Raw genomic sequence first — 20,717 nt, forward strand, 5'->3', positions numbered from 1 at the left:
GCGGTCTTCCAGGTGCCGCGCTTCCCGCTGCTTTCATCCATGTCACCAGAGGCTACGCGATTTGAAGCCTCATGGTTTGTCTGCGCGGTTACGGATTTGTAACATTTGCGGGAAGGGTGCCCTGTTCCGATGAGGGTTATGAAGAAGAAAGCATCTATACTCCAGAGTTTCCTTTTTATATGGTGGCTTGCGCTTGGCCCGAGGGCGCTTCCGTACCTCCATGGGCCGGCATATCTTCAGGGTGATGACCATTGCTGACCAGTTGGAGAGATATCGCCGTATTCCTGAATGCCAGGCCTGAAGGAGAACGGATTGGTCGCCATGCGGCAGCGCTTGCGCAGCGTCATGATGCCCATCTCATCGGGATTTATGGTGTCGCCCGCACACCGCTCGATCCCGCGTCCAGCTATGCGCGTGGCGGGGCAATATCTTCCGTCATTCAGAAACAGAGAGAAGAGGATGAGCAGCGCGCCGTTGCCGCCGCACGTCATTTCGCCGATCTGACCGAAGAATATGGCATCCGTTCGGAGTTCCGCATCATATGGCATGACGGCACCAATGATGATGCGATGTTGCGGGCATTGCATTGCGACCTGATCGTCGCAACCCATCCTTTGCTGGATTTTCTCCCATCGTCCTGGTCCGCCGAACGTCTTTTGCTCGCGACGGGTATTCCTGTTCTTCTTATCCCCGGCGACTGGCACGGGTCAGTGGTCGGGGATACCGTGATCCTTGCCTGGAATCGAAGCCGTGAAGCCCGGCGGGCAGCCGCGGACGCAATGCCATTCATCGCCGGCGCGAAAAAGGTGACGATCCTTACGGTCGATAGCGATCGTAAGCCTGACTATTATGGTGAGGAACCAGGAGAGAATTTGCTCGCGCATCTCGATCGTCACGGGGCTATTGTCGAGATCGCCAAGTTGGCGTCGCAGGGTAAATCCGTGGCGGACACCATTCTGGATTATGCGGCATCCCAGCAGGCGAGCCTTCTGGTCCTGGGTGCTTACAGTCGCTCTCGCACGGCAGAGAGATTGTTCGGTGGTGTCACACGATCCCTTATCGCTGACGCAGAGCTGCCGCTCCTTGTTTCCCATTAGCATGCCCTGATTTACAGGCTTTTACACGCTCTGCCGCCGAAGAATGACGGGTTCAACGCACACGCGGTGTCATACAACGGAATTCACAGGCCGGTTTCGCGGGCGCCTTTGCTCTCGGCGCAAGCTGGCGCGCACCATATTTCAGAGCGGAACACCCTCATTGAGGGTATAGCGCGGATAGTACGCTAACCAACGCTAAAAACGAACGGAATGTGAGCTTGCGTTAAGTCATCAAGGCATCATTTCCCAGATGCAATGGCATGGCGAGCGTTCGACACTCCGCACGAAAACGTCGGACCTGAATTGGTTCCCCGTCGAGATTCATGCTGACATCATGATCGGACTCGAATTCGATCCAGGGACTGCGAGTGGCAATCTTGAGATCATTGATCCTATCGAGCCCTTCGTGCAGAAGGCTGGCAAGTACATTGAGCCCCGCATCGCGGCTGAGTTCTGGCAGGATCATCAGATCCAGTTCTCCATCGTTCAGCAGGGCGCCAGGGCAGAGCTGGATGCCGCCTCCTGCCTGGCGACCATTGCCGATTGCCATTGCGATAAACGAACCTTCCCAACTGAAATCGGGAGTCCGGAAGCGCCCCTTACACCCCGTGAACTCCCTGAGCCGTCCCATGCCCGTAAGAAGATAGGCCAGGCCACCCAGGCGGCTCTTCAAGGCAGGATCGGTTTCCGCAGTGACCCGCGAGCCAAAGCCGCCGGACACGAGATTGACGAAAGGCGTTTCATTCAGCATGCCGATGTCGATCTGGCGCGCCGTCGTGCAGAGGCTCAATCGCAAAGCCGCGGTCAGATCGTCGACCGGGATTCCCGTCGATCGTGCAAAATCATTGGCGGTGCCGAGCGGCAGCACGCCAAATGAGCAATCGCCAAAAGATCCCGTTTTATAAGCGGTCGCAAAGACCTCATTGACCGTGCCGTCGCCTCCACCGGCGATGATGCGATCCACCTCGCCCTGCCGGGCCTGGCGGACAGCGTCCCTGGTGAAACGACGGGCATCGCCCGCTTCCCAAGTGACCCGTACATCGACCATGTGGCCGTCGTTCCTTGCCGCCTGAACGGCCGCGCGGACACGCTCCTCCTGTGCCGCCTTGCCATGAAGAATAAGCCTGGCCCGGATCATTTCGCTCGCTCTGACGGCCGTGGCAGCACTGATATCATGTTTTCTCGTTCTCGGATCGGGATCGTTCTTTCCTAGCTATGCCGGTGTCACCACGCCCTGTCAGCAGGCGCGCGCCGCGGCCATATGTGAACCAGGCCCACGACCAATTGACGTAGACCATCAGCCTGCTTCTGAAATCGACCAGCAACATCAGATGGACCATCGACCAGCCAAGCCAGGCAAGAAAGCCCTTGAGTTGGAAACGACCGAAATCGGCGATCGCGCGGGATCTGCCGATGACCGCCATCGTACCAAGATCGCGATAGCGAAACGGCACCGCCTTTTCGCGGCCCGCGATCCGGTCGGCAATCAGTCTTCCGACATATTTTCCCTGTTGCTTCGCCACGGGGGCCAGGCCGGGCAGCGGTTTGGCCGTGCCCGGATCGAAGCTGGCGACGTCGCCGATCGCGAAGATGTTGGCATGCCCGGGCACGGAGCAATTCTCCGTCACCTTGACGGCGCCATTGCGCGCAGCCGCGGCACCAAGCCAGATCGCGGCGGGCCGCGCTTGCGTGCCCGCGCACCATAACACGACAGCGGCGTCGATCCGCTCATCGCCCAGAACGATCCCGTCCGCATCCACGAGCGTGACCGCCTCGCCCAGACGGACCTCGACGCCGAGCGAGCGAAGCGCGCCCGACGCATAGTCTGGCAGATCGCCGGGAAATGCGCCCAGGACATGCTGGCCAGCCTCGCACAGGACGATGCGGGCCGATTGGGGATCGATATGCCGGAAATCACGGGCGAGAGTGGTCCGTGCCAGTTCAGCAATGGTGCCGGCCAGTTCGACACCGGTCGGACCGCCCCCGACGACTACGAATGTCAGGAGCCTCGTCACCTCCGCAGGATCGTCGCATTGCTCGGCGCGTTCGAACGCGAACAGCAATCGGTCCCGAATCGACAAGGCGTCATCGATCGATTTCAGGACCTTTGCGTGGTCCGCCCACTCGTCACGGCCGAAAAAACTGTACGCCGCGCCAGTGGCAAGGACCAGATAATCGTAGCGGAGCGTTCTGCCGTCTGCGAGTTTCACGACCTGCGCGGTCGGTTCGACGCCAGTCACATCGGCCATCAGGACGCTCGCATTGCGGTTTCGCCTCAGGAGCACCCGGCTCGCCGTGGCGATATCAGCCGGCGACAGGGCCGCTGTCGCGACCTGATAAAGCAATGGCTGAAAAAGATGGTGATTGGTACGATCGACGAGGAGTACATCCGCATCCGCGTGCTTTAGCGCTTTCACAGCCGCCATTCCGCCAAAGCCGGCGCCCACGACCAAAATCTTCGGTCGCATCCTAAATTCTCATAGCCATTCCGACGGGCCTCCATCTTCGCTTCTGTAATCACGTCCATTGCTGCGATTTGCAACCGACCCTGCCGATAAGGCGTCCGCTCCCGACTATTGTGTCATCATCGATCACCCGGCCTGCTCACGCGGATCTAAGTGGTGACGAAGGTGCGAGAGCACATCTCCGCGCGGAAGGCTGGGCACACCGCCCGTCCGCCGTTGTGCCGTGCCAGAGGGCAGCGCCCGCAAGCAACCCGCCCGGCCAGAGCGAAGCGGAGGCCGGAAAGATAGATCGGATCAGGACATGGGAAATCGAATGCCCGAGAAATTGAAGCTGATTACAGCAGCGTCCGCGATGCCATCTCGCATCCGAGCAGCAGCAGACAGATCAGGAATCCACGGCGGAAGGCGACCGGGCTGATCCGGTTGCGAACGTGCTGCCCCGCCCACATGCCTGCTAACGACGGGATCACAGCAAGCGCCGACAGCGCGAGATAATCGCTTTGGAACGCGCCGCGCGCTCCAAGTCCAATCGCCAAAGCAATCGTCGACACAGTGAATGACAAGCCGAGCGCCTGGACCAGATCGTCCTTCGACAGCCCGAGCGCCTGAAGATAGGGCACGGCCGGTATGACGAAGACGCCGGTTCCGCCCGTGATGATACCGGTGATCCCACCGACAAGCGGCGACAGCCATGTCTCGACCTGTCCCGCGACACTGAACTGCCGAGCGAACAGCGTGTAGGTGGAATAGATGATGAGCGCGATGCCGAGCAGCAGCGTCGTCACTCCCGTATCGCCGCTGGCGATCCATCTCGATCCGAGCAGCGTTCCGACAACAACGGCCAGCATCATCGGCCAGAGCCTCCGCAGCAGCGCTCCAAAGCTCGGCCCCGCGAAGAGTTGCCAGACATTGGTGGCGAAGGACGGCACGATCAGCAGGCTTGCGGCCACCAGTGGAGAGATAAGCGCACCGAGCATGCCCATCGCCACGGTCGGAAGGCCCATTCCGGTGACACCTTTGACGAGGCCAGCGGCCAAAAAGGTCGCGAAGACGGCGGCGAGCATTACTGTCGGAAGATCAAACATGCCCCCTGAATATCCGCCTGGACGCCGTGGACAATGCGGATGAGTTGATGTCTGGCTTCGGCTATGCCGAAGCCAGACAAGCGGCTATTCTTGCCGCATGCGCTTCGATCTGACCGACCTTCGCCTGTTTCTCGCTGTCGTTGATGCCGGCAGCATTACCCACGGTGCGATCGAAGCGGGGATGTCGCTGCCGGCCGCCAGCGAACGGCTGCGGGATATGGAGGCGGCGGGCGAAGTGCTGTTGCTCCATCGTGGCCGTCGCGGCGTGGTTCCGACGGAGGCCGGTGAGGCGCTAGCCCATCATGCCCGTGCGATCCTGCACCAGGTGGCCCAGATGCGTGGCGAGCTGGGACGTTACGCGAAAGGACTGCGCACAGAGGTGCGCATCCTCGCCAATACAGCGGCTATCTCCGAGTTCCTGCCCGAAAGGCTTGCGCCCTGGTTGACGGCCCATCCTCAGGTCGATGTCGAACTGAAGGAGCGGCAGAGCACTGAAATAGCGCGGAGCATTGCTGCCGGCTTTGCCGAGATCGGCATCCTGTCGAATGCTGCTGGCACGGAGGGGCTGACTTTGCGCCCCTTTGCCATTGACCGGCTTGTCATGGTGTTCCCGGCCGATCACGATCTGGCAGGAAAGCGACAGGTTCGCTTTGCCGATCTGCTGGACTGCCATTTCGTTGGATTGATGGACGGTGCCCTGCAAAAGCATATCGAGATGCAGGCGGCACGGCTGGGAGCGAAGATCAAGCTGTGTCTGACGCTTCGCGGTTTCGACGGCATCTGCCGTATGGCGGGCGAAGGTGTCGGCATCGGGATCGTGCCGGAAACGGCGGCACGGCGCGCGAAGCGCTCGACGCGGATGGCTTTCGCGCCGCTTACAGACGATTGGGCAACGCGACAACTGTCGGTCTGTGTCCGAGATGAGACGGCATTGACTCCCGCCGCGCTTAGCCTGCTCGATCATTTGACTTCGAGCAGCGCCTGCTGAGCGGCGTGAAGCGCTCCATGTCAGCCCATAGCTTCCAGGCTGATCGCCCGCCGAACGGCGGGGCGCGCCAGCACCTTGGTCATCAGCCGCGCCCAATTGGGCCAACCCGCCTCCATGTCGAGGCCGATGCGACGGCCCCAGAGCCAGAACACGCTAAGATAGGCGTCGACGACAGTATAGCGGGCAGGGACGGCCCAGTCGCGGCCATCGGACAGGATGCGGTCGATATGGTCATAGGCGGCGCGGATGTTCTCCAACCCCTTGCCCTTGACCGCCTCATGCAGCGTGGGGTCGGGCACGAAGCGGTGCGGACGCCAGAGTTGGCTGTAGCCAACGCCGTGGAGATCGACGGAGATCCAGCTCAGCCATTCCAGGCATCGCGCCTCGGCGGCAGCATCGGCAGGCACGAGTTTCGCCTCGGGATAGCTGCCAGCCAGAAACAGCAGGATGGCGACGGATTCGGTCAGCAGGTCGGGCGCGCCGCCGGAGCCACCGGAAACGCCAGTGAGCGCCGGCACCCGGCCCCTGGGGTTGAGCGCCAGATAGTCCGCCGTCGACGTCCCCTCGCCATTTTTGGCGGAGCGGATCTCTGTCTCATAGGGCTGGCCGATTTCTTCCAGAACGATGCGGACGGCGAGCGAACAGGCTCCGGGCGAATAGTAGAGACGATGCATTTGACCCTCCAGTTCAGCGGGCAATGGCATGGTCAGGCCAGCGATTGCGGCCGTCGCGCAGCCACATCAGGGTATCGAGCCAGAATCCAGCGGCATGGCTGTCGTGGAACAGGCCGAAATGCCCAATCTCTTCGCGACCGTAATCCGATGGCTGAAGCAGCACCGACGTCCGCTCGGCGCCGGTGTAATATTCAAGCGTTCGGCGGATCGCGGCCGGTGTGCCAAGCTCGTCATCGCAAACGCTGACAGCCAGCACCTGGGCGGACACGGTCGCCATGCGCTCCAGCACACTTTGCCGCTCGTCGGGCGGGTAGCTACGCTCGAACCGTGACCCGCGAAAGCTCCATTCATGCGCTACGCCAGCCGGCAGGTCTTCAAGCCAGTTCAGCCTGCGACCAGGGAAATAGCCGAAAGCGTATGTCAGCGCAGGCATCGCCACATGCCATTTGAGGAAGAGAGGGAGTCGGCGACGGGCGGCATAGTCGCCCCACCAGGCATATTGCGCCCCGACAGTCAGGATGCGCGCTATGCGCCCGGCGCTGTCAGCAAGTCCCGGCAGAAAGCCGCCTATACTGTGGCCCACCACAAGCAGCTGGTCGCTTCGGCCGTGCTGTCCGATAAATCTGATAGCGCCCTCGAAATCCCGCTCGCCCCAGTCGCGCCAGCGATAGCCACAGCCTCTCAGACGCTCGGGTCGCGACAAGCCGATGCCACGATAGTCGTAAGTGAGCACGTCGAACCCGTGCCGGGAAAGGAACCGGGCATAACTATGGTAATAGCGGGCGAGGACGCCGGTGGCCGGATTCACGATCACCGTTCCGATGGGATGGGCCTTGTTCGCGCGCCAGAGATGGCCGCCGAGACGCACCCCGTCAGGGCAGGAAAGTTCAACCGTTTGCCCGTCAATAGTCGTGGAGTGCGAAGTCAAGCTGCTCATGACGGATATGATATGCGGAGCGATCGCTTGAGTATATTCACTGGTCGGTATACATTGCGGTATGACCAGAACCGATGTGCCCACACGCGATCGAATTATCGAGGCGGCCGGCAAGCTCTTTCACGCCGAGGGAATCCGCGCCGTCAGCGTCGATGCCGTCGCTGAGAAGGCGGGCCTGACCAAGCGGACGCTCTATTACCATTTCCGTAGCAAGGACGATCTGATCGCGGCGTATCTGGAAACGCGAGACCAGCCGAACCTTGCGCTGTTCCAGCGCTGGTTCACTGAAACGGTGGGCAGCACGGCCGACAAGGTGCAAGGCATCTTTTGCAATCTTGCGGCTTCCGCACGGCATCCGAAATGGAAGGGCTGTGGGTTCCTGCGGACATCGGTTGAGCTGATCCACCTGCCGGGGCACCCTGCGATCCTTGCAGGACGCACGCACAAGAAGCGCGTAGAGGACTGGCTGTGCTCGCTGTTTGCAGATGTGCGCCCACCAGACGAGGCCCGGCGTCTTGCGCGCCAGATCATCCTTCTGCTCGACGGGGCATTTGCCGTCGTGCTGCTTCATCGAGACCCGAGTTATATGGAGAGTGCTGGTGAGGCAGCGGCGCAGTTGGTCCGAGGTTAGTGCACAACCTCACACCATTCCAGGATCTGGAGCGTATAGTGCGATACGGCCCGATCGAACGCGGAAGTGATGGCTGACTGGCTGCTGGCGGATGCGCGCTCATCGACCGTGAAGCGGCGGCTTGCGATCGGTTGAAGACTGGCGGAATCGACAAGGGTGGCTGAGCCGCTCACTCTTATCGTCGGAGCGTCGGATTTTTGGGCGTTTCCGCGATAATCCGCTTCGAAACGATCTATCGTCAGGTGCAGGAGCGGGGCGCCGTTGCCCCGGGCGGCAGCGGGCAGGAGGCGAACAGAAGAGGTCGCCTGTTCGAAACGGCGCATCACCGCCTGGGTGAACAGGTCCGGTGCTGGCGCAACCCAGCGCGCATCCTTGATATAGAGGACGGTGTCGCCATGAGCCGTCAATATGCGGTCACCGTCGATCTCGGGAGCGAACCGGACGCGCCCCAGCGTTACAGGCTTTTTATCCCGCTCTATTATGGGGGCCTCATGCGCCGGGTCTTCGACGATGCCGAAGCGATAGAGGTTATCGGGCGGTCCGCTTTTCAGAACGGAGACACAACCGGCCAGCGGCAGGACAGCGGTCATGATCGCGATCCTGGCTCCACGCGTAAAACACATCATCGGGGTAGCTCCAGTTCCTGTCCACTGTCCTTGGTGAGCGCACGGCGCGGATTCTGGCGTATTTCGCGCAAGAACCCATCGAGCGATTCGGATGTCTCCTGCAGGCTATGCATCGCGGCATTGACGGCGGGGAGGGTGGTCGTTCCGATTGTCTCGCTTTGCCGGTTGATATGGGCGAGGGTGCCGCGCGCTTCGCCGATTGCGGCCTTGAGCTCGGTCGCCGCCTCCGACATCTCCGCGAGTGTCCGGCGTCCGTCTCCCTCGCCCATTTCCCGAATGAGCGCCGCTGACGCTTCGATATCGGTGGCAGCGGAATCGAGTTTTGCCAGCATGGACCCGGCATGATCGAACATGGCGCGATTCTCGGCGAGCTCGCCCATGGTGAGACGTACATCCTTTATCGTCGCGCTCAGATCGGCGATGTTCTCGTCCGAGATGAGCTTGTTGACCTGGTTGAGCGCCCTGGTCGCGCTTTCGACCATCTGGCCGCCGCCCTGAATCAGCGACGACATGGCGTTCGGCTTGCTTCGAATAACAGGCCGGTGGGAGCGCTCGGCCTCGCGCAGGAGAGGCTGTTGCGGATCGCCCGCGCTGATCTGGACGATACTCGTGCCGGAAATGCCTTGCGTTTCGGTGGATGCCAGAGAATCGCGGCGAACCGGCGTGCGTGCCTGCAGGGATATGTCGGTGATTACCCGGTTGGGATTGTCTTCGTCGAGCCTGATCCGTTCGATCTGACCCATCTTGATACCGTTGAACTGGACATCCCCGCCCACGCTGAGGCCGCGAACAGGGCCCTCGAAGATGATCCTGTATCGGTCATATTCATTGCTGAAACGCGATCCGCCCAGCCATACGACAAACACCACGCCGGCAATCAGCAGCAGTGTCGAGATGGCGCCTACCAGCGCGTAATTGGCCTGCCGTTCCATCAAATGCTATCCTGCTGTTCTGCCGCAGCGCGGCCGCGCGGCCCAAGGAAATAATCCCTGATCCAGGGATGATCCGATTGCTCCAGCTCGTGAAGCGGGGCCGTGGTCACGATTTTTCGATCGGCGATGACGGCGACCCGATCACAGACCGCGTACAGCGTGTCGAGATCGTGGGTAATCATGAAGACCGTGAGGCCCAGCGTATCGCGCAGATCGCGGATGAGCGCGTCGAATTCTGCGGCGCCGATCGGGTCGAGACCTGCGGTGGGTTCATCGAGAAACAATATGTCGGGATCAAGTGCGATCGCCCTTGCAACGCCAGCGCGCTTGCGCATGCCGCCCGACAGTTCGGCCGGACGAAGATCGGCGGCATGGGCGGGAAGGCCGGCAAGCCTGATCTTGAGGCGCGCCGCTTCGCGCATGAACCCCGGCGCGAGGCGGGTATGCTCCAGCATCGGAGCCTCGACATTCTGAAGCACGGTCAGGAAGGAAAAGAGCGCGCCCTGCTGGAACATGACGCCGATGCGCCGTTGAACATCGCCCTGCGACCGGCCCATATCCTCACCGAAAACTTCCACGTGTCCGGCGTCGGGCTGCTGAAGGCCAAGAATAGTGTTCAGAAGGACCGACTTGCCCGATCCAGAGCCGCCGACCACGCCCAGTATTTCACCACGCCTGACTTCGAGATCAAGATTGTCGTGAATGACCTTGTCACCAAATGCGGTGCGCAGACCGGTCACCCGGATCGCGAGCGGATCGGCCAGACCGTTGTTCACGGACCCGCTCACAGGCCGAGCACCATGAAGATCACCGCAAAGATGGCATCGAACATGATAATGAGGAAAACAGACTGGACCACTGCGGACGTCACATGACGGCCCAGACTCTGGACGTCTCCTCCCACCATCATTCCATGGCGGCACCCCGCGGCAGCGATCAGCAGGGCGAGGAACGGGGCCTTGCCCATGCCGATCCAGAAATGCTTGATACTGACGGTTTCCGCGAGACGGGTGACGAAGAAGGAGGGGCTGATGTCGATGGTGGCCCAGCTTACGAGAAGCCCTCCCAGGAGTCCGCCCAGGTCGCCCACGAACGTCATGAGCGGAATCATGACGAGCGCGGCGAGGATACGGGGCGTGACGAGGGCATCGAACCGGTCGACACCCATGACCTGCATGGCGGCCACTTCCTGGTTCATCCGCATGGAGCCGATTTGTGCCGCGAAGGCAGAGGCCGAGCGGCCCGCCAGAAGAATAGCGGCGATGACGACGCCAAACTCCCTGAGGATTGCGACGCCCACAAGTTCGACGGTAAAAATCTCCACTCCGAGGCTGGTGAGGAGATTGGTGCCGACCAGTGCGATGATCGCACCGATGAAAAACGTCATGATGAAAACGATCGGCAAGGCATTGATGCCTGATTCTTGCATGACAGCGAATAGCGGTGTGACCCGCAATCGCCTGGGGCGTAACAATGTGCCTCCAAGAGCAAGGATCATCTGACCGGTGAAAACCAGCATCGCATAGGCGTCGTGAGCGATTTCAATGATCTGCTGGCCGAAGCGCGCGAAGAACCCGGTCAGGTAGCCACGGGGGGGCGGGCTATCCTCGTGAGGCGTCATGCCCGGCGCAACGAGGTTGGCCAGACGTCGCACATCGTCACGTGTGCCGAACAGGATCTCGCCGTCGGTGGGCATCAGTTTAAGGAGCAGCAAGGCGCCGGTCGTGTCGATCCTCCCGAGGGCGGAGACGTCGATCCTGTTCGCCTGCTGTCCTCCCACAGCCGGCAGCGGCTGACGGCTCGCCTGGTCAAGGGTCAGGGCCGTCCAGTCGCCCTCGGCGTGGAGGGTCAAGGAACCGTCTTCTTCAACCAGCGTCCATGTCGCCGCCTTCATCGGATCAGCGCGATCCCGACGCGCAGACGCCTGGTGTTTCGATCATAGTCGAGGAGGTTTTCTCCATATCCGATGAAGCTCTGACCGAAGAGGTAGAAGTCCGGCCCGCCGCCCAGGATACGGCGGAGCGGATAGGACAGGTCGGCGGACAGCGCGCCCTTTCCGCTGCCGATATTGAAGCGGGTGGAGGTGGAGAGGCGCAGTCCATTATCCTCCCCGACCTCCATAAAAAGACCGGTGTTGCCGCGATACCGGCGTATGTCGGGATTGTCGGACTTGTCCCCGACGAAGAGGGAGAGGCGCGGCGCGATAGAGAGGCGATAGCCGCCGCCCAGCGGAATGGCGGCCATGGGCGCCAGATAGATGCTGTTGATGCTCCGCGAGGCCTCGCCGTCCCGGCCGTTGGACTCGTGCCGGATGCCACCCTGTGCGCTCAGGGACACGCCGCTCGCCAGTGTGGTCGAGGGCGTAAGATAGAATATCTCGGGCTGGAAATCGATGTTCCGGAAAGGCGAGGAGTCCGCGCCCAGATCCCAGAACATGCGCTGCGTGTAGGCGAAATGGAGTCCATCGCGCCAGCTTTGCGGGAGACCTTCCGCGCGGCGGCTTCCGAACAACTGATATTTGAAGCTGAGCTGGATCCGGGCTTCGCTGTTGGTGTCCGGACCATAGACCGCATAAATGGGTTCGTAGCCGGACAGGTTGGCGAGGAAGGCGTTGCCCGCCCTGCGATCCGAAGGCGGCGGTGTGGGAGCAGGGGCTCGCACAGGCGGAACCGGCGCAGGCGTGTGCGCCTCGGCGAGATGCGATGCCGGCGCCGCAGGGCGCGGTATCATGGCGATCTGGCTGACGTTCCAGGCGGGGATGGAAAGCCGGGCCAGGTCCAGGGATTGCCCATCACGGGCTGCCAGGCGGTAGCGGGCGCGCTCGAATCCGCGGGGCGCTATGATCACATGGTCCGCCACATCGCGGGCGCGCTCGAGCCAGACCGTCCGGATATCTCCCGACCGTTCGACCCGGGCCTCGATCCGATCAGGGAGCGCGAAGCTCTGCGGTTCATCGCCCTCGTTCAGCAAGCGCAGATCGACGAGCAAAGCGCCCTCTGCATCCTGTTCGCCCGCGTCCCGGACGAGCACCGCTACCGGCGCTGCCTGCGCCGCGGCGGGCACAAGGAGCGCTGTCGCCAGCAACCATCGGATAGACCGGTCCATCATGCGAGAAGGTGCTGTCCGCCATCGACCGGGATCACCGTTCCGGTGATCCGGCTGGCTGCGTCACTGACGAGGAAGGCAGCCAGCCCGCCGACATCCTCTATCGTCACCAACTGGCCGACCGGCGTCTGGGCGGCGGCGCGCTCGAGCAATTCATCGAACCGCGCGATGCCACTGGCGGCGCGGGTGGCGATAGGGCCCGGCGATATCGCATGGGCGCGGATGCCCTGGGGGCCCAGTTCGGCGGCGATATAGCGCGTCGCGCTCTCCAGCGCCGCCTTGACCGGTCCCATGAGGTTGTAGTTTTCAACGACGCGCTCCGAGCCGTAGAAGGTGACGCAGAGCAGGCAGCCGCCTTGCGCCATCAAGGGCTCGGCCAGCTTCGCCATGCGAAGGAAGCTGTGGCAGGAGACGTCCATCGCGATGCCGAACCCCTCGGCGCTGCTGTCGACGACGCGGCCATGGAGATCGTCGCGGGGTGCGAAGGCGATCGAATGCAGCAGGAAGTCGAGTCCGCCCCATCGGTCCCGCACCTGGTCGAACAGGGCCTCGAGCTGGCCGGGCTCACGCACATCGCAGGGGGCGAGCCATTCGGCGCCCAGCCGGTCCGCCACCGGCTCGACCCAGCCTTTCGCCTTCTCGTTCAGATAGGTCGCGGCAAGGCGCGCGCCGCAGCGGCTGAAAGCCTCGGCGCAGCCCGCTGCAATGCTCTGTTCGTTGGCGATACCGACGATCAGGCCACGCTTGCCGCGAAGATCGACGAGGGGGGTCATGTTTTAACTCCAAAAAGGGTGGCCAGTGTCTGCAGGACGATCATCCGTTCTTCGTCCGTCGGGATGACGCGGACGGTAATGGGGCTGCCAGGCGCGCTGATGACGTCGGCATGGACGGCATTGGCCCGCTCATCGAGGCTGATGTCGAGCCATGCGAGGCGCTCGCAGATGCCCGCGCGGATGGCGGCGTCGTTCTCGCCGATGCCGGCCGTGAAGACGAGACCGTCAAGGCCGCCCAGCGATGACGCCAGCGCGCCGGCCTCGCGCGCGGCACGCCAGATGAAGAGGTCGATGGCCTCGCGGGCTTCGGGCCGGTCGCTGGCCGCAAGCTCACGCATGTCGCTCGAGATGCCTGATACGCCCAGCAGGCCCGATTGCTTGTAGAGCAGCGCCTCCACATCGGCGGCGCTCATGCCCACCCGGTTCTGGAGATGCAGGATGACGCCAGGGTCGATCGACCCGCAGCGCGTGCCCATCATCAGGCCGTCGAGCGCGGTGAAACCCATCGTCGTGTCGATGCTCTTGCCGCCTGACATGGCGCACAGGCTTGCGCCGTTGCCCAGATGCGCGGCGATCACGCGGCCGGCGGCAAGCGATGGGTCGAGCTCTGCCAGGCGGCGGGCGATATAGTCGTAGGAGAGGCCATGGAAGCCGTAGCGCCTGATGCCCTGCTCGTGAAGTGCGCGCGGGAGCGCGAAGCGGGTGGCGGGTGCGGGGCGATCATGGTGGAAGGCGGTGTCGAAGCAGGCGACCTGGGGAAGGTCCGGCGCGAGCGCGGCGATCGCGCGGATGGCAGCCAGATTATGGGGCTGGTGGAGCGGGGCCAGTGGACAGAGCTTCTCAAGCTCCTCGAGCACTATGGTATCGATCAGGCACGACTGGGCGAAGTCGACCCCGCCGTGGACGACGCGGTGCCCGACGGCGAGGACTTCGCGCCCTTCGAGATGCGATGTGGCCCAGTCAAACAACCATGCGAGCAACTCTGCATGGGTCATGGCGCGTTCGTCGGGCCACTCGCGTTCGATCAGCACTGTGCCTGCTGCGTCGCGAATGGCGAGGCGGGGAGAAAGACCGATCCGTTCGATCTTGCCGCCGGCGGACAATGTCGGTTTGCGGTCGCGATCGAGCGTATAGAGCGCGAACTTGATGCTGGACGAGCCCGAATTGAGGCTGACGACGGCCTTCATGTGCGCATACCCTCCGGCAGGCCGGGCGCCGCCTTGGTCGCCGCGCGCGCTACCAGCACGGCAACGGCGCAGGAAGCAAGGCGCGTGCGCAGGCTGTCGGCCCGGCTGGTGAGGATGATCGGCACACGCGCACCCAGCACGATGCCTGCCGCATCCGCCCCGCCGAGGAAGGTGAGCTGCTTGGCGAGCATGTTGCCCGCCTCCAGATCGGGTACGACCAATATGTCCGCCTTGCCCGCGACGGGCGACACGATCCCTTTTTCCTTCGCGGCCGCCTCGCTGATCGCATTGTCGAAGGCGAGCGGGCCATCGAGGAGGCCGCCCGTGATCTGGCCCCGGTCGGCCATCTTGCACAGCGCGGCAGCATCGAGCGTGGTCGGCATCGCCGGGTTCACCGTCTCGACAGCGGACAGGATCGCGACCCTGGGTTGGCCGATGTCCAGCACATGGGCAAGATCGATGGCGTTGCGGATGATATCCGCCTTTTCTTCAAGGTTCGGCGCGATGTTGATCGCCGCGTCGGTGATGATGAGCGGCGTCGGATGGCCGGGCACGTCCATCACATAGGCATGGCTGATCCGCCGTTCGGTACGCAGGCCCGTCGCGCGCGACACGACCGCGCCCATCAATTCGTCGGTATGCAGCGATCCCTTCATGAGCAGCACCGCCTCGCCGGCCCGCACCAGTTCGACGGCCTTCGCCGCCGAATCATGGCTGTGCGCGCTTTCCACGATGCGATAGGCCGCCACATCCTTGCCGGCCTCGGCCGCCGCTGCAAGAATGCGGGCCCTCGGTCCCACCAGGATCGGATCGATCAGCCCTGCCTCGGCGGCCTCGACCGCTGCCGCCAGCGCGGCGGCCGAACAGGGGTGAGCGATGGCGGTGCGCGCGGGGTTGCCGCGCACGCCCTCGATCAACCGATGATAGCCGTCATGGTCTGACAGGCGGATATCGGGGAGCGCGATGCGCGGGCGGCGGATCTTCTCGGTGGGGGCCTTGACCTGCGCTTCGCCGGTGATGACGGTCTCGCCATTCTGATTGTCGCAGCGGCAGTCGAGCAGCAGGATATGCTTGTCCGCCCGCTTTTCCGTCACCGTCACCGTCGCGGTGATGGCGTCGCCGATGCCCACGGGCCTCAGGAACCGCAGCGACTGGCCGAGATAGATGGCACCGGGGCCGGGCAGTTCGGTCCCGAGCACCGCCGATATCAGCCCGCCGCCCCACATGCCGTGCGCGATCACCCGGCGGAAGAAGTCGCTTTCGGCATAATCCTCGTCCAGATGGGCCGGATTGACGTCGCCCGACACCAGCGCGAAGAGCTGGATATCGCGCTTGGAGAGCGTGCGGGTCACGCTCGCGCTTTCGCCCACGGCGATCTCGTCGAAGGTCCGGTTTTCGATCATGGCCTCATCGGTCATGGCTCAGCGCTCCAGGACATAATGGCCGGGCGCGTCCGCGATCGGCGCATAGCCTTTGTCCGCGGCGCCCATGGACGGCGGGGCCCCGGGCGCGCCCGAACGGCTTGCAAGCCAGTCGCCCCATTCGGTCCACCAGGAACCCTGCTTCTTCTCTGCGTGGCGTTCCCATTCCTCCGGATCGTAGGAGAGACCATCGGTTTCGCGCGTCAGCACGCGGTAGCGCCGGCCGTTGTGGCCCGGTTCCGAGACGATACCGGCATTATGGCCGCCGCTCGTCAGCACGAAGGTGATCTCGGCCCCGGTCAGCAGGTGGATCTTATGCACCGAATGCCAGGGCGCGACATGATCGCGCTCGGTGCCGACGACGAACAACGGTCTGCGGATCGCCGAGAGCGCGATGGTGCGACCATTGACCTTGTATTTGCCCTCGGCCAGGTCATCGTCGAGGAACAGGCGCCGCAGATACTGGCTGTGCATGGCATAGGGCATGCGCGTCCCGTCGGCGTTCCAGGCCATGAGGTCGTTGAGAGGCGCGCGCTCGCCCATCAGATATTCCGACAGGATGCGCGACCAGACGAGGTCGTTGGATTTGAGGATCTGGAACGCGCCGCCCATCTGGCCGCTGTCGAGATAGCCCCGGCTCCACATCATCTTTTCGAGGAGATTGAGCTGTCCCTCATCGATGAAGAGGCCCAGTTCGCCCGGTTCGCTGAATTCGGTCTGCGCCGCGAAAAGCGTCACGCTGGCAAGGCGATCGTCACCCTCGCGCGCCATCGTCGCCGCTGCGATCGAGAGCAGCGTGCCGCCTAGGCAATAGCCCACGGCATGAACGGCGGGCGCGCCGGTAATCGCGCTCACCGCATCGAGCGCCGCCATCGGCCCGAGTTGCCGATAGGCCTCCATGTCGAGGTCGCGGTCCTCGCTGTCCGGATTGTGCCAGGAGATCATGAACACGGTGAAGCCCTGGGACGTCAGCCACTGGACGAGGCTGTTCTCGGGCGAGAGGTCGAGGATGTAATATTTCATGATCCATGCCGGCACGATCAGGATCGGCTCGGGCCGCACCGTGTCGGTGGTGGGGGCGTACTGGATCAGTTCGATGAGGCGGTTGCGATAGACGACCTTGCCCCTGGCGGTCGCCACCGTCTCCCCCACGCGGAAGGCGTCCGTGCCCGCCGGAGGCAAGCCTCTTACGAGATGCTGCATATCCTCGATCAGATGGCGGAACCCGTCGACCAGGCATTGGCCGCCGGTCTCGACGATCTTGCGCTGGAGAACCGGGTTGGTCGTAAGGAAGTTGGTCGGCGCAAGGATATCGAGCATCTGTCTGGCGGTGAATTCGACCATGTCCTCATGATGGCTGCCGACGCCGCCCACCCCGGTTGTCGCCGCGTGCCACCATTGCTGGTTGAGAAGGAACGCCTGCGAGAGGAGGTTGAAGGGCGGCTGCTGCCAGGCGGGATCGGCAAAGCGGCGGTCCTGCGGCAGCGGCTCGATCACGGGCGCCGCGTCGCGGTCGCCTGCGGATCGGACGGCATAGTCGAAGAGCCGCACATATTTGCGGGCCGCCTTGGCGGTGAGTTGCAGCTGCTTGCCCGGTGCGAAGGCGAGATGATGTCCCCAGTCCGAAAAGGCCTGGAGGATGGTGATGGGGGAGAGCCCCGCGGTCATCTGCGCGATCGCGGCGCCCGCGGCCCTGTCGAGGGTTTCGGCGATCCCGTCGAGCGGGTCGGGTGCCTGGGGCATGTTCTGGGCGCTCATGATCGGTCCTTTTTGAAGATTTCCATTACAGGGCGGCTACCGGTCGGGCCGTTGCCCGGGGAGGCAAAGCTGCGGCAAAAGGCCGCTGTCGCCCTTGAGAACAGAGAAAGAAAATCAATCCTCATAATTCTCTCCCAGGTACAGACGACGGACTTCGTCATGGTGAAGAAGCTCTTGCGGCTTGCCCACGAAAAGCACCTTGCCGCCGTGGATGACATAGGCGCGGTCGACCAGTTCGAGCATCTCATGGACGTTATGGTCGGTGATGAGGACGCCGACGCCACGCCTTTTGAGATCGCGGACCATGAGCTTGATGTCCGCGATCGAAATGGGATCGATCCCGGCGAAAGGCTCGTCGAGCAGGATCACGCCAGGCTCGGCCGCCAGGGCGCGCGCGATCTCGCAGCGCCGCCGCTCGCCGCCGGACAGGGAAGGGGAGGGTGTCGACCGCAGATGCGTCAGGCCGAAATCGGCAAGCAGTTCGCCCAGCCGGCGGTCGATGTCGCCAGGGTCGGTCATGCGCAGTTCCAGCACAGAGCGGATGTTGTCCGCAACGCTCATCCCGCGAAAGATCGAGGCTTCCTGCGGCAGATAGCCAAGCCCGCGGTTGCCGCGCTCATGCATGGCCAGTGCTGAGACATCTTCGCCGTCGAGCAGTATACGACCGCCATCGAGGCGTATGAGACCCATGATCCCGTAGAAGCAGATCGTCTTGCCTGTGCCGTTGGGGCCGAGCAGGCCAACGATCTCGCCGCGATCGACCTCGAGCGAGAAGCCGTCCAGCACCTTTCGCCGTCCGAACGCTTTCTCGATCGCCTGGACTTTGAGCGCGGGCGGGCCGACCACCGACACCGACCCGGAGGTGTCCAGCCTGGCGCAGTCAACGCCTTCGCGGCAGGCTGATGGAGTGTCGGCAATGCGGCAGGCGCTGTCATCGAGCATCGTCAGAGGCCCGGCGCGGCACATTCGCATGAGAATCGCCGCCGCGCCGTGCCGCTCGTGATCATGCCATCGCCTCCAGGGCGAGGGCCACGCCCTGGCCGCCGCCGATGCACAAGGTGACAACGCCCCGGCGCAGCCCGTCGCGCCGCATCGCATGCAGCAGGCGGGTGGTCAGCACGGCACCGGTCGCCCCGATCGGATGGCCATGCGCGATGGCGCCGCCTTCCACATTGACGATGTCCTCAGGGAGGCCGAGTTCCTGCGTGACCGCGATGGCGATGGCCGCGAAAGCCTCGTTGATCTCGACGCGATCGAGGTCTCCGACCGACCATCCCGCCCGCTCGAGCGCCTGCCGGACGGCGGGCACCGGCCCGAGGCCGAAGAGGCCGGGGGCGACCGCGCCGACACCGAACGCGACGAGGCGCCCCAGGGGCGTCACGCCATTGCGCTGCGCCCATTGCTCGTTCGCGACGATCATCGCGGACGCGCCGGTGTTGAGGCCGGGCGCATTGCCCGCCGTGATGGTGCCTTCCGGTCGGAAGGCAGGCTTTAGACGCGCGAGGCTCTCAAGGCTCGTATCGGCCCGGTTCTGCTCATCTTTTGCAAAGAGCGTCACAGCCTTGCGAGAAGGAATCTCGACAGGCACGATCTCCGCCTCGAACCGGCCATTGGCCTGGGCCGCGCTGAAACTCTGCTGCGAGCGCAACGCCCAGCCATCCTGCGCCTCCCGGCTGATGCCGAACTGTGCGACCAGATCCTCGGTGACCCAGCCTGAATGCTGATTGCTGAAGGCGTCATTCAGCCCGTCATGGAGCATGGCGTCGAGGAGTTTGCCCTCGCCCATACGATAGCCCCAGCGTCCCTTCTCGATGAGATAGGGCGCCTGGTCCATATTCTCCATGCCGCCGGCGATCACGGCCTGGCCAAGGCCGAGCATGATCTCCTGGGCGGCCGAGGCGATCGCCTGTGCGCCCGATCCGCAGACCCGGTTGACGGTCATGGCAGGAGCACTGTCGCGTAACCCCGCGTTGATGGCGGCCTGGCGGGCAGGGTTCATCTTCGCGCCTGCCTGGACCACCTGTCCCATGACGACGCTGTCGATATTGTCAGCGCCCACGCCCGCGCGCCTGAGCGTTTCGGCGATGGCGACGCTGCCGAGCGCGGGCGCTTTCATGTCCTTGAGCGCGCCGCCATAGGCGCCGATGGGCGTGCGAACCGGGGCGCACAGAACGACAGGACTGGTCATGAGAATAATCCTTCCACGCATTTTCAGGCGAGATACTTGCCGCCGTTGATCGAGAGGGTGGCGCCGGTCACGAAACCGGCCTCGTCCTCGACAAGATAGAGCACGCCGCGCGCGATTTCCTGCGGCGTGCCGAGCCGGCCGACCGGCACCGCGGCCAGCACCGCCTCGAGCGCGTCCTGCGGCACCGCGGCGACCATGCCGGTATCGGTATAGCCCGGCGCAATCGCATTGACCGTGATGTTTCGAGACGCGCCTTCCAGTGCCAGCGCCTTGGTGAAGCCGATCACGCCTGCCTTGGCCGCTGCATAGTTGGTCTGGCCAAATTGTCCTGAAAGACCGTTTACCGAGCTGATATTGACGATCCGTCCGAACCGGCGCTCGCGCATGCCCTCGATCACGGCACGGCACATGTTGAAGCAGCCGCCCAGATCGACGTCGACGACGCTGCGCCATTGCTCCTCGGTCATCTTGTGCAACGTGCCGTCGCGCGTGATGCCGGCATTGTTGACCAGAATGTCGATGGGGCCGATGTCTGCCGCAACCTTCGCCACGCCGTCATGACAGGCGGAGAAATCGGCTACATTCCAGTTGTAGATCGGGATCGAGGTTTCCGCGAGGAATCGCTCGGCATCCTCGTCATTGCCATGATAATTGACGGCAACGCGATAGCCTTTGTCGCGGAGGAGCATTGCGGTCGCCGCGCCTATTCCGCTGACGCCGCCGGTAACGAGTGCGACTCTGGGCATGACATCATCCTTTGGCCTTCAATAGTCGCCATGGGCGCCTGGGCCGCACGGCGGGAAGTGGCGCATGCGCTATGCCGCGATGCGCCTGGTCGAAGTCTCTCCCG

Annotated in this window: 20 protein-coding genes; 3 read left to right on the top strand and 17 right to left on the bottom strand. The window is 63.4% G+C overall.

Features of this window, described 5'->3' with window-relative positions; all coding sequences use genetic code 11:
• Nucleotides 1-251: 251 nt before the first annotated feature.
• Nucleotides 252-1,097, top strand: coding sequence for a universal stress protein (locus SCLO_RS22760; RefSeq protein WP_123905422.1), 846 nt, complete (start codon nucleotides 252-254; stop codon nucleotides 1,095-1,097).
• Between the two features lie 223 nt (nucleotides 1,098-1,320).
• On the opposite strand, the gene yegS is transcribed toward SCLO_RS22760, so the two are convergent.
• From yegS to SCLO_RS00845, 3 genes are all read right to left on the bottom strand, one after another.
• Nucleotides 1,321-2,235, bottom strand: a complete 915-nt coding sequence (yegS, locus tag SCLO_RS00835; protein ID WP_066522403.1) for a lipid kinase YegS — start codon at nucleotides 2,233-2,235, stop codon at nucleotides 1,321-1,323.
• A gap of 34 nt (nucleotides 2,236-2,269) precedes the next feature.
• Nucleotides 2,270-3,565, bottom strand: a complete 1,296-nt coding sequence (locus tag SCLO_RS00840; protein WP_066703033.1) for an NAD(P)/FAD-dependent oxidoreductase — start codon at nucleotides 3,563-3,565, stop codon at nucleotides 2,270-2,272.
• 332 nt (nucleotides 3,566-3,897) lie between these two features.
• On the bottom strand, nucleotides 3,898-4,647 hold the full coding sequence (locus tag SCLO_RS00845) for a sulfite exporter TauE/SafE family protein (RefSeq protein WP_066516474.1): 750 nt from the start codon (nucleotides 4,645-4,647) through the stop codon (nucleotides 3,898-3,900).
• A gap of 97 nt (nucleotides 4,648-4,744) precedes the next feature.
• Here SCLO_RS00845 and SCLO_RS00850 point away from each other — a divergent pair, with 97 nt between their 5' ends.
• Nucleotides 4,745-5,635, top strand: coding sequence for a LysR family transcriptional regulator (locus SCLO_RS00850; RefSeq protein ID WP_066516475.1), 891 nt, complete (start codon nucleotides 4,745-4,747; stop codon nucleotides 5,633-5,635).
• 20 nt (nucleotides 5,636-5,655) lie between these two features.
• Here the strand turns inward: SCLO_RS00850 and SCLO_RS00855 are convergent, their stop codons facing one another.
• Complete coding sequence (locus tag SCLO_RS00855) at nucleotides 5,656-6,309, bottom strand: glutathione S-transferase family protein (protein ID WP_048575775.1); 654 nt, start codon at nucleotides 6,307-6,309, stop codon at nucleotides 5,656-5,658.
• Nucleotides 6,310-6,322: 13 nt separating this feature from the next.
• Nucleotides 6,323-7,246 carry an alpha/beta hydrolase family protein gene (locus SCLO_RS00860; protein ID WP_048575774.1) on the bottom strand — a complete coding sequence of 308 codons (924 nt, stop codon included), beginning with the start codon at nucleotides 7,244-7,246 and terminating at the stop codon, nucleotides 6,323-6,325.
• 61 nt (nucleotides 7,247-7,307) lie between these two features.
• Here SCLO_RS00860 and SCLO_RS00865 point away from each other — a divergent pair, with 61 nt between their 5' ends.
• Nucleotides 7,308-7,877, top strand: coding sequence for a TetR/AcrR family transcriptional regulator (locus tag SCLO_RS00865; protein WP_048575773.1), 570 nt, complete (start codon nucleotides 7,308-7,310; stop codon nucleotides 7,875-7,877).
• On the opposite strand, the gene SCLO_RS00870 is transcribed toward SCLO_RS00865, so the two are convergent.
• The 12 genes from SCLO_RS00870 to phbB form a co-directional block, all read right to left on the bottom strand.
• Nucleotides 7,874-8,467 carry an ABC-type transport auxiliary lipoprotein family protein gene (locus SCLO_RS00870; protein ID WP_020820686.1) on the bottom strand — a complete coding sequence of 198 codons (594 nt, stop codon included), beginning with the start codon at nucleotides 8,465-8,467 and terminating at the stop codon, nucleotides 7,874-7,876. The genes SCLO_RS00865 and SCLO_RS00870 overlap by 4 nt on opposite strands.
• A 32-nt stretch (nucleotides 8,468-8,499) precedes the next feature.
• A complete protein-coding gene (locus tag SCLO_RS00875) occupies nucleotides 8,500-9,435 on the bottom strand; it encodes an MlaD family protein (protein WP_037444199.1) in 936 nt (311 codons plus the stop codon).
• Nucleotides 9,435-10,223, bottom strand: coding sequence for an ABC transporter ATP-binding protein (locus SCLO_RS00880; protein ID WP_037444202.1), 789 nt, complete (start codon nucleotides 10,221-10,223; stop codon nucleotides 9,435-9,437). The genes SCLO_RS00875 and SCLO_RS00880 overlap by 1 nt, the downstream gene beginning before the upstream one ends.
• Nucleotides 10,220-11,329, bottom strand: coding sequence for an ABC transporter permease (locus SCLO_RS00885; RefSeq protein ID WP_037444205.1), 1,110 nt, complete (start codon nucleotides 11,327-11,329; stop codon nucleotides 10,220-10,222). The genes SCLO_RS00880 and SCLO_RS00885 overlap by 4 nt, the downstream gene beginning before the upstream one ends.
• On the bottom strand, nucleotides 11,326-12,543 hold the full coding sequence (locus SCLO_RS00890; RefSeq protein ID WP_037444207.1) for a phospholipase A: 1,218 nt from the start codon (nucleotides 12,541-12,543) through the stop codon (nucleotides 11,326-11,328). Before SCLO_RS00890 ends, SCLO_RS00885 begins: the two co-directional genes overlap by 4 nt.
• Nucleotides 12,540-13,313 (bottom strand): enoyl-ACP reductase FabI, encoded by a 774-nt coding sequence (gene fabI, locus SCLO_RS00895; protein WP_037444209.1) that lies wholly within the window; start codon nucleotides 13,311-13,313, stop codon nucleotides 12,540-12,542. Before fabI ends, SCLO_RS00890 begins: the two co-directional genes overlap by 4 nt.
• A complete protein-coding gene (locus SCLO_RS00900) occupies nucleotides 13,310-14,500 on the bottom strand; it encodes an acetate/propionate family kinase (RefSeq protein WP_037444212.1) in 1,191 nt (396 codons plus the stop codon). The genes fabI and SCLO_RS00900 overlap by 4 nt, the downstream gene beginning before the upstream one ends.
• Nucleotides 14,497-15,918 carry a bifunctional enoyl-CoA hydratase/phosphate acetyltransferase gene (locus SCLO_RS00905; RefSeq protein WP_037444215.1) on the bottom strand — a complete coding sequence of 474 codons (1,422 nt, stop codon included), beginning with the start codon at nucleotides 15,916-15,918 and terminating at the stop codon, nucleotides 14,497-14,499. The genes SCLO_RS00900 and SCLO_RS00905 overlap by 4 nt, the downstream gene beginning before the upstream one ends.
• A 3-nt stretch (nucleotides 15,919-15,921) precedes the next feature.
• Nucleotides 15,922-17,679, bottom strand: coding sequence for a PHA/PHB synthase family protein (locus tag SCLO_RS00910; RefSeq protein ID WP_066516476.1), 1,758 nt, complete (start codon nucleotides 17,677-17,679; stop codon nucleotides 15,922-15,924).
• Between the two features lie 114 nt (nucleotides 17,680-17,793).
• On the bottom strand, nucleotides 17,794-18,621 hold the full coding sequence (gene lptB, locus SCLO_RS00915; RefSeq protein ID WP_082166316.1) for an LPS export ABC transporter ATP-binding protein: 828 nt from the start codon (nucleotides 18,619-18,621) through the stop codon (nucleotides 17,794-17,796).
• Between the two features lie 61 nt (nucleotides 18,622-18,682).
• Nucleotides 18,683-19,867 carry a thiolase family protein gene (locus SCLO_RS00920; RefSeq protein WP_037444218.1) on the bottom strand — a complete coding sequence of 395 codons (1,185 nt, stop codon included), beginning with the start codon at nucleotides 19,865-19,867 and terminating at the stop codon, nucleotides 18,683-18,685.
• 23 nt (nucleotides 19,868-19,890) lie between these two features.
• On the bottom strand, nucleotides 19,891-20,613 hold the full coding sequence (phbB, locus tag SCLO_RS00925; RefSeq protein WP_037444222.1) for an acetoacetyl-CoA reductase: 723 nt from the start codon (nucleotides 20,611-20,613) through the stop codon (nucleotides 19,891-19,893).
• Nucleotides 20,614-20,717 lie beyond the last annotated feature (104 nt).

Source organism: Sphingobium cloacae, assembly GCF_002355855.1.
GTDB lineage: Bacteria > Pseudomonadota > Alphaproteobacteria > Sphingomonadales > Sphingomonadaceae > Sphingobium > Sphingobium cloacae.

Excerpts from the sequence above, each read along its gene's own strand:
- yegS (WP_066522403.1), bottom strand. The coding sequence starts at position 2,235 with ATGATCCGGGCCAGGCTTATTCTTCATGGCAAGGCGGCACAGGAGGAG.
- SCLO_RS00840 (WP_066703033.1), bottom strand. The coding sequence starts at position 3,565 with ATGCGACCGAAGATTTTGGTCGTGGGCGCCGGCTTTGGCGGAATGGCG.
- SCLO_RS00845 (WP_066516474.1), bottom strand. The coding sequence starts at position 4,647 with ATGTTTGATCTTCCGACAGTAATGCTCGCCGCCGTCTTCGCGACCTTT.
- SCLO_RS00850 (WP_066516475.1), top strand. The coding sequence starts at position 4,745 with ATGCGCTTCGATCTGACCGACCTTCGCCTGTTTCTCGCTGTCGTTGAT.
- SCLO_RS00855 (WP_048575775.1), bottom strand. The coding sequence starts at position 6,309 with ATGCATCGTCTCTACTATTCGCCCGGAGCCTGTTCGCTCGCCGTCCGC.
- SCLO_RS00860 (WP_048575774.1), bottom strand. The coding sequence starts at position 7,246 with ATGAGCAGCTTGACTTCGCACTCCACGACTATTGACGGGCAAACGGTT.
- SCLO_RS00865 (WP_048575773.1), top strand. The coding sequence starts at position 7,308 with ATGACCAGAACCGATGTGCCCACACGCGATCGAATTATCGAGGCGGCC.
- SCLO_RS00870 (WP_020820686.1), bottom strand. The coding sequence starts at position 8,467 with ATGACCGCTGTCCTGCCGCTGGCCGGTTGTGTCTCCGTTCTGAAAAGC.
- SCLO_RS00875 (WP_037444199.1), bottom strand. The coding sequence starts at position 9,435 with ATGGAACGGCAGGCCAATTACGCGCTGGTAGGCGCCATCTCGACACTG.
- SCLO_RS00885 (WP_037444205.1), bottom strand. The coding sequence starts at position 11,329 with ATGAAGGCGGCGACATGGACGCTGGTTGAAGAAGACGGTTCCTTGACC.
- SCLO_RS00890 (WP_037444207.1), bottom strand. The coding sequence starts at position 12,543 with ATGATGGACCGGTCTATCCGATGGTTGCTGGCGACAGCGCTCCTTGTG.
- fabI (WP_037444209.1), bottom strand. The coding sequence starts at position 13,313 with ATGACCCCCCTCGTCGATCTTCGCGGCAAGCGTGGCCTGATCGTCGGT.
- SCLO_RS00900 (WP_037444212.1), bottom strand. The coding sequence starts at position 14,500 with ATGAAGGCCGTCGTCAGCCTCAATTCGGGCTCGTCCAGCATCAAGTTC.
- SCLO_RS00905 (WP_037444215.1), bottom strand. The coding sequence starts at position 15,918 with ATGACCGATGAGGCCATGATCGAAAACCGGACCTTCGACGAGATCGCC.
- SCLO_RS00910 (WP_066516476.1), bottom strand. The coding sequence starts at position 17,679 with ATGAGCGCCCAGAACATGCCCCAGGCACCCGACCCGCTCGACGGGATC.
- lptB (WP_082166316.1), bottom strand. The coding sequence starts at position 18,621 with ATGCTCGATGACAGCGCCTGCCGCATTGCCGACACTCCATCAGCCTGC.
- SCLO_RS00920 (WP_037444218.1), bottom strand. The coding sequence starts at position 19,867 with ATGACCAGTCCTGTCGTTCTGTGCGCCCCGGTTCGCACGCCCATCGGC.
- phbB (WP_037444222.1), bottom strand. The coding sequence starts at position 20,613 with ATGCCCAGAGTCGCACTCGTTACCGGCGGCGTCAGCGGAATAGGCGCG.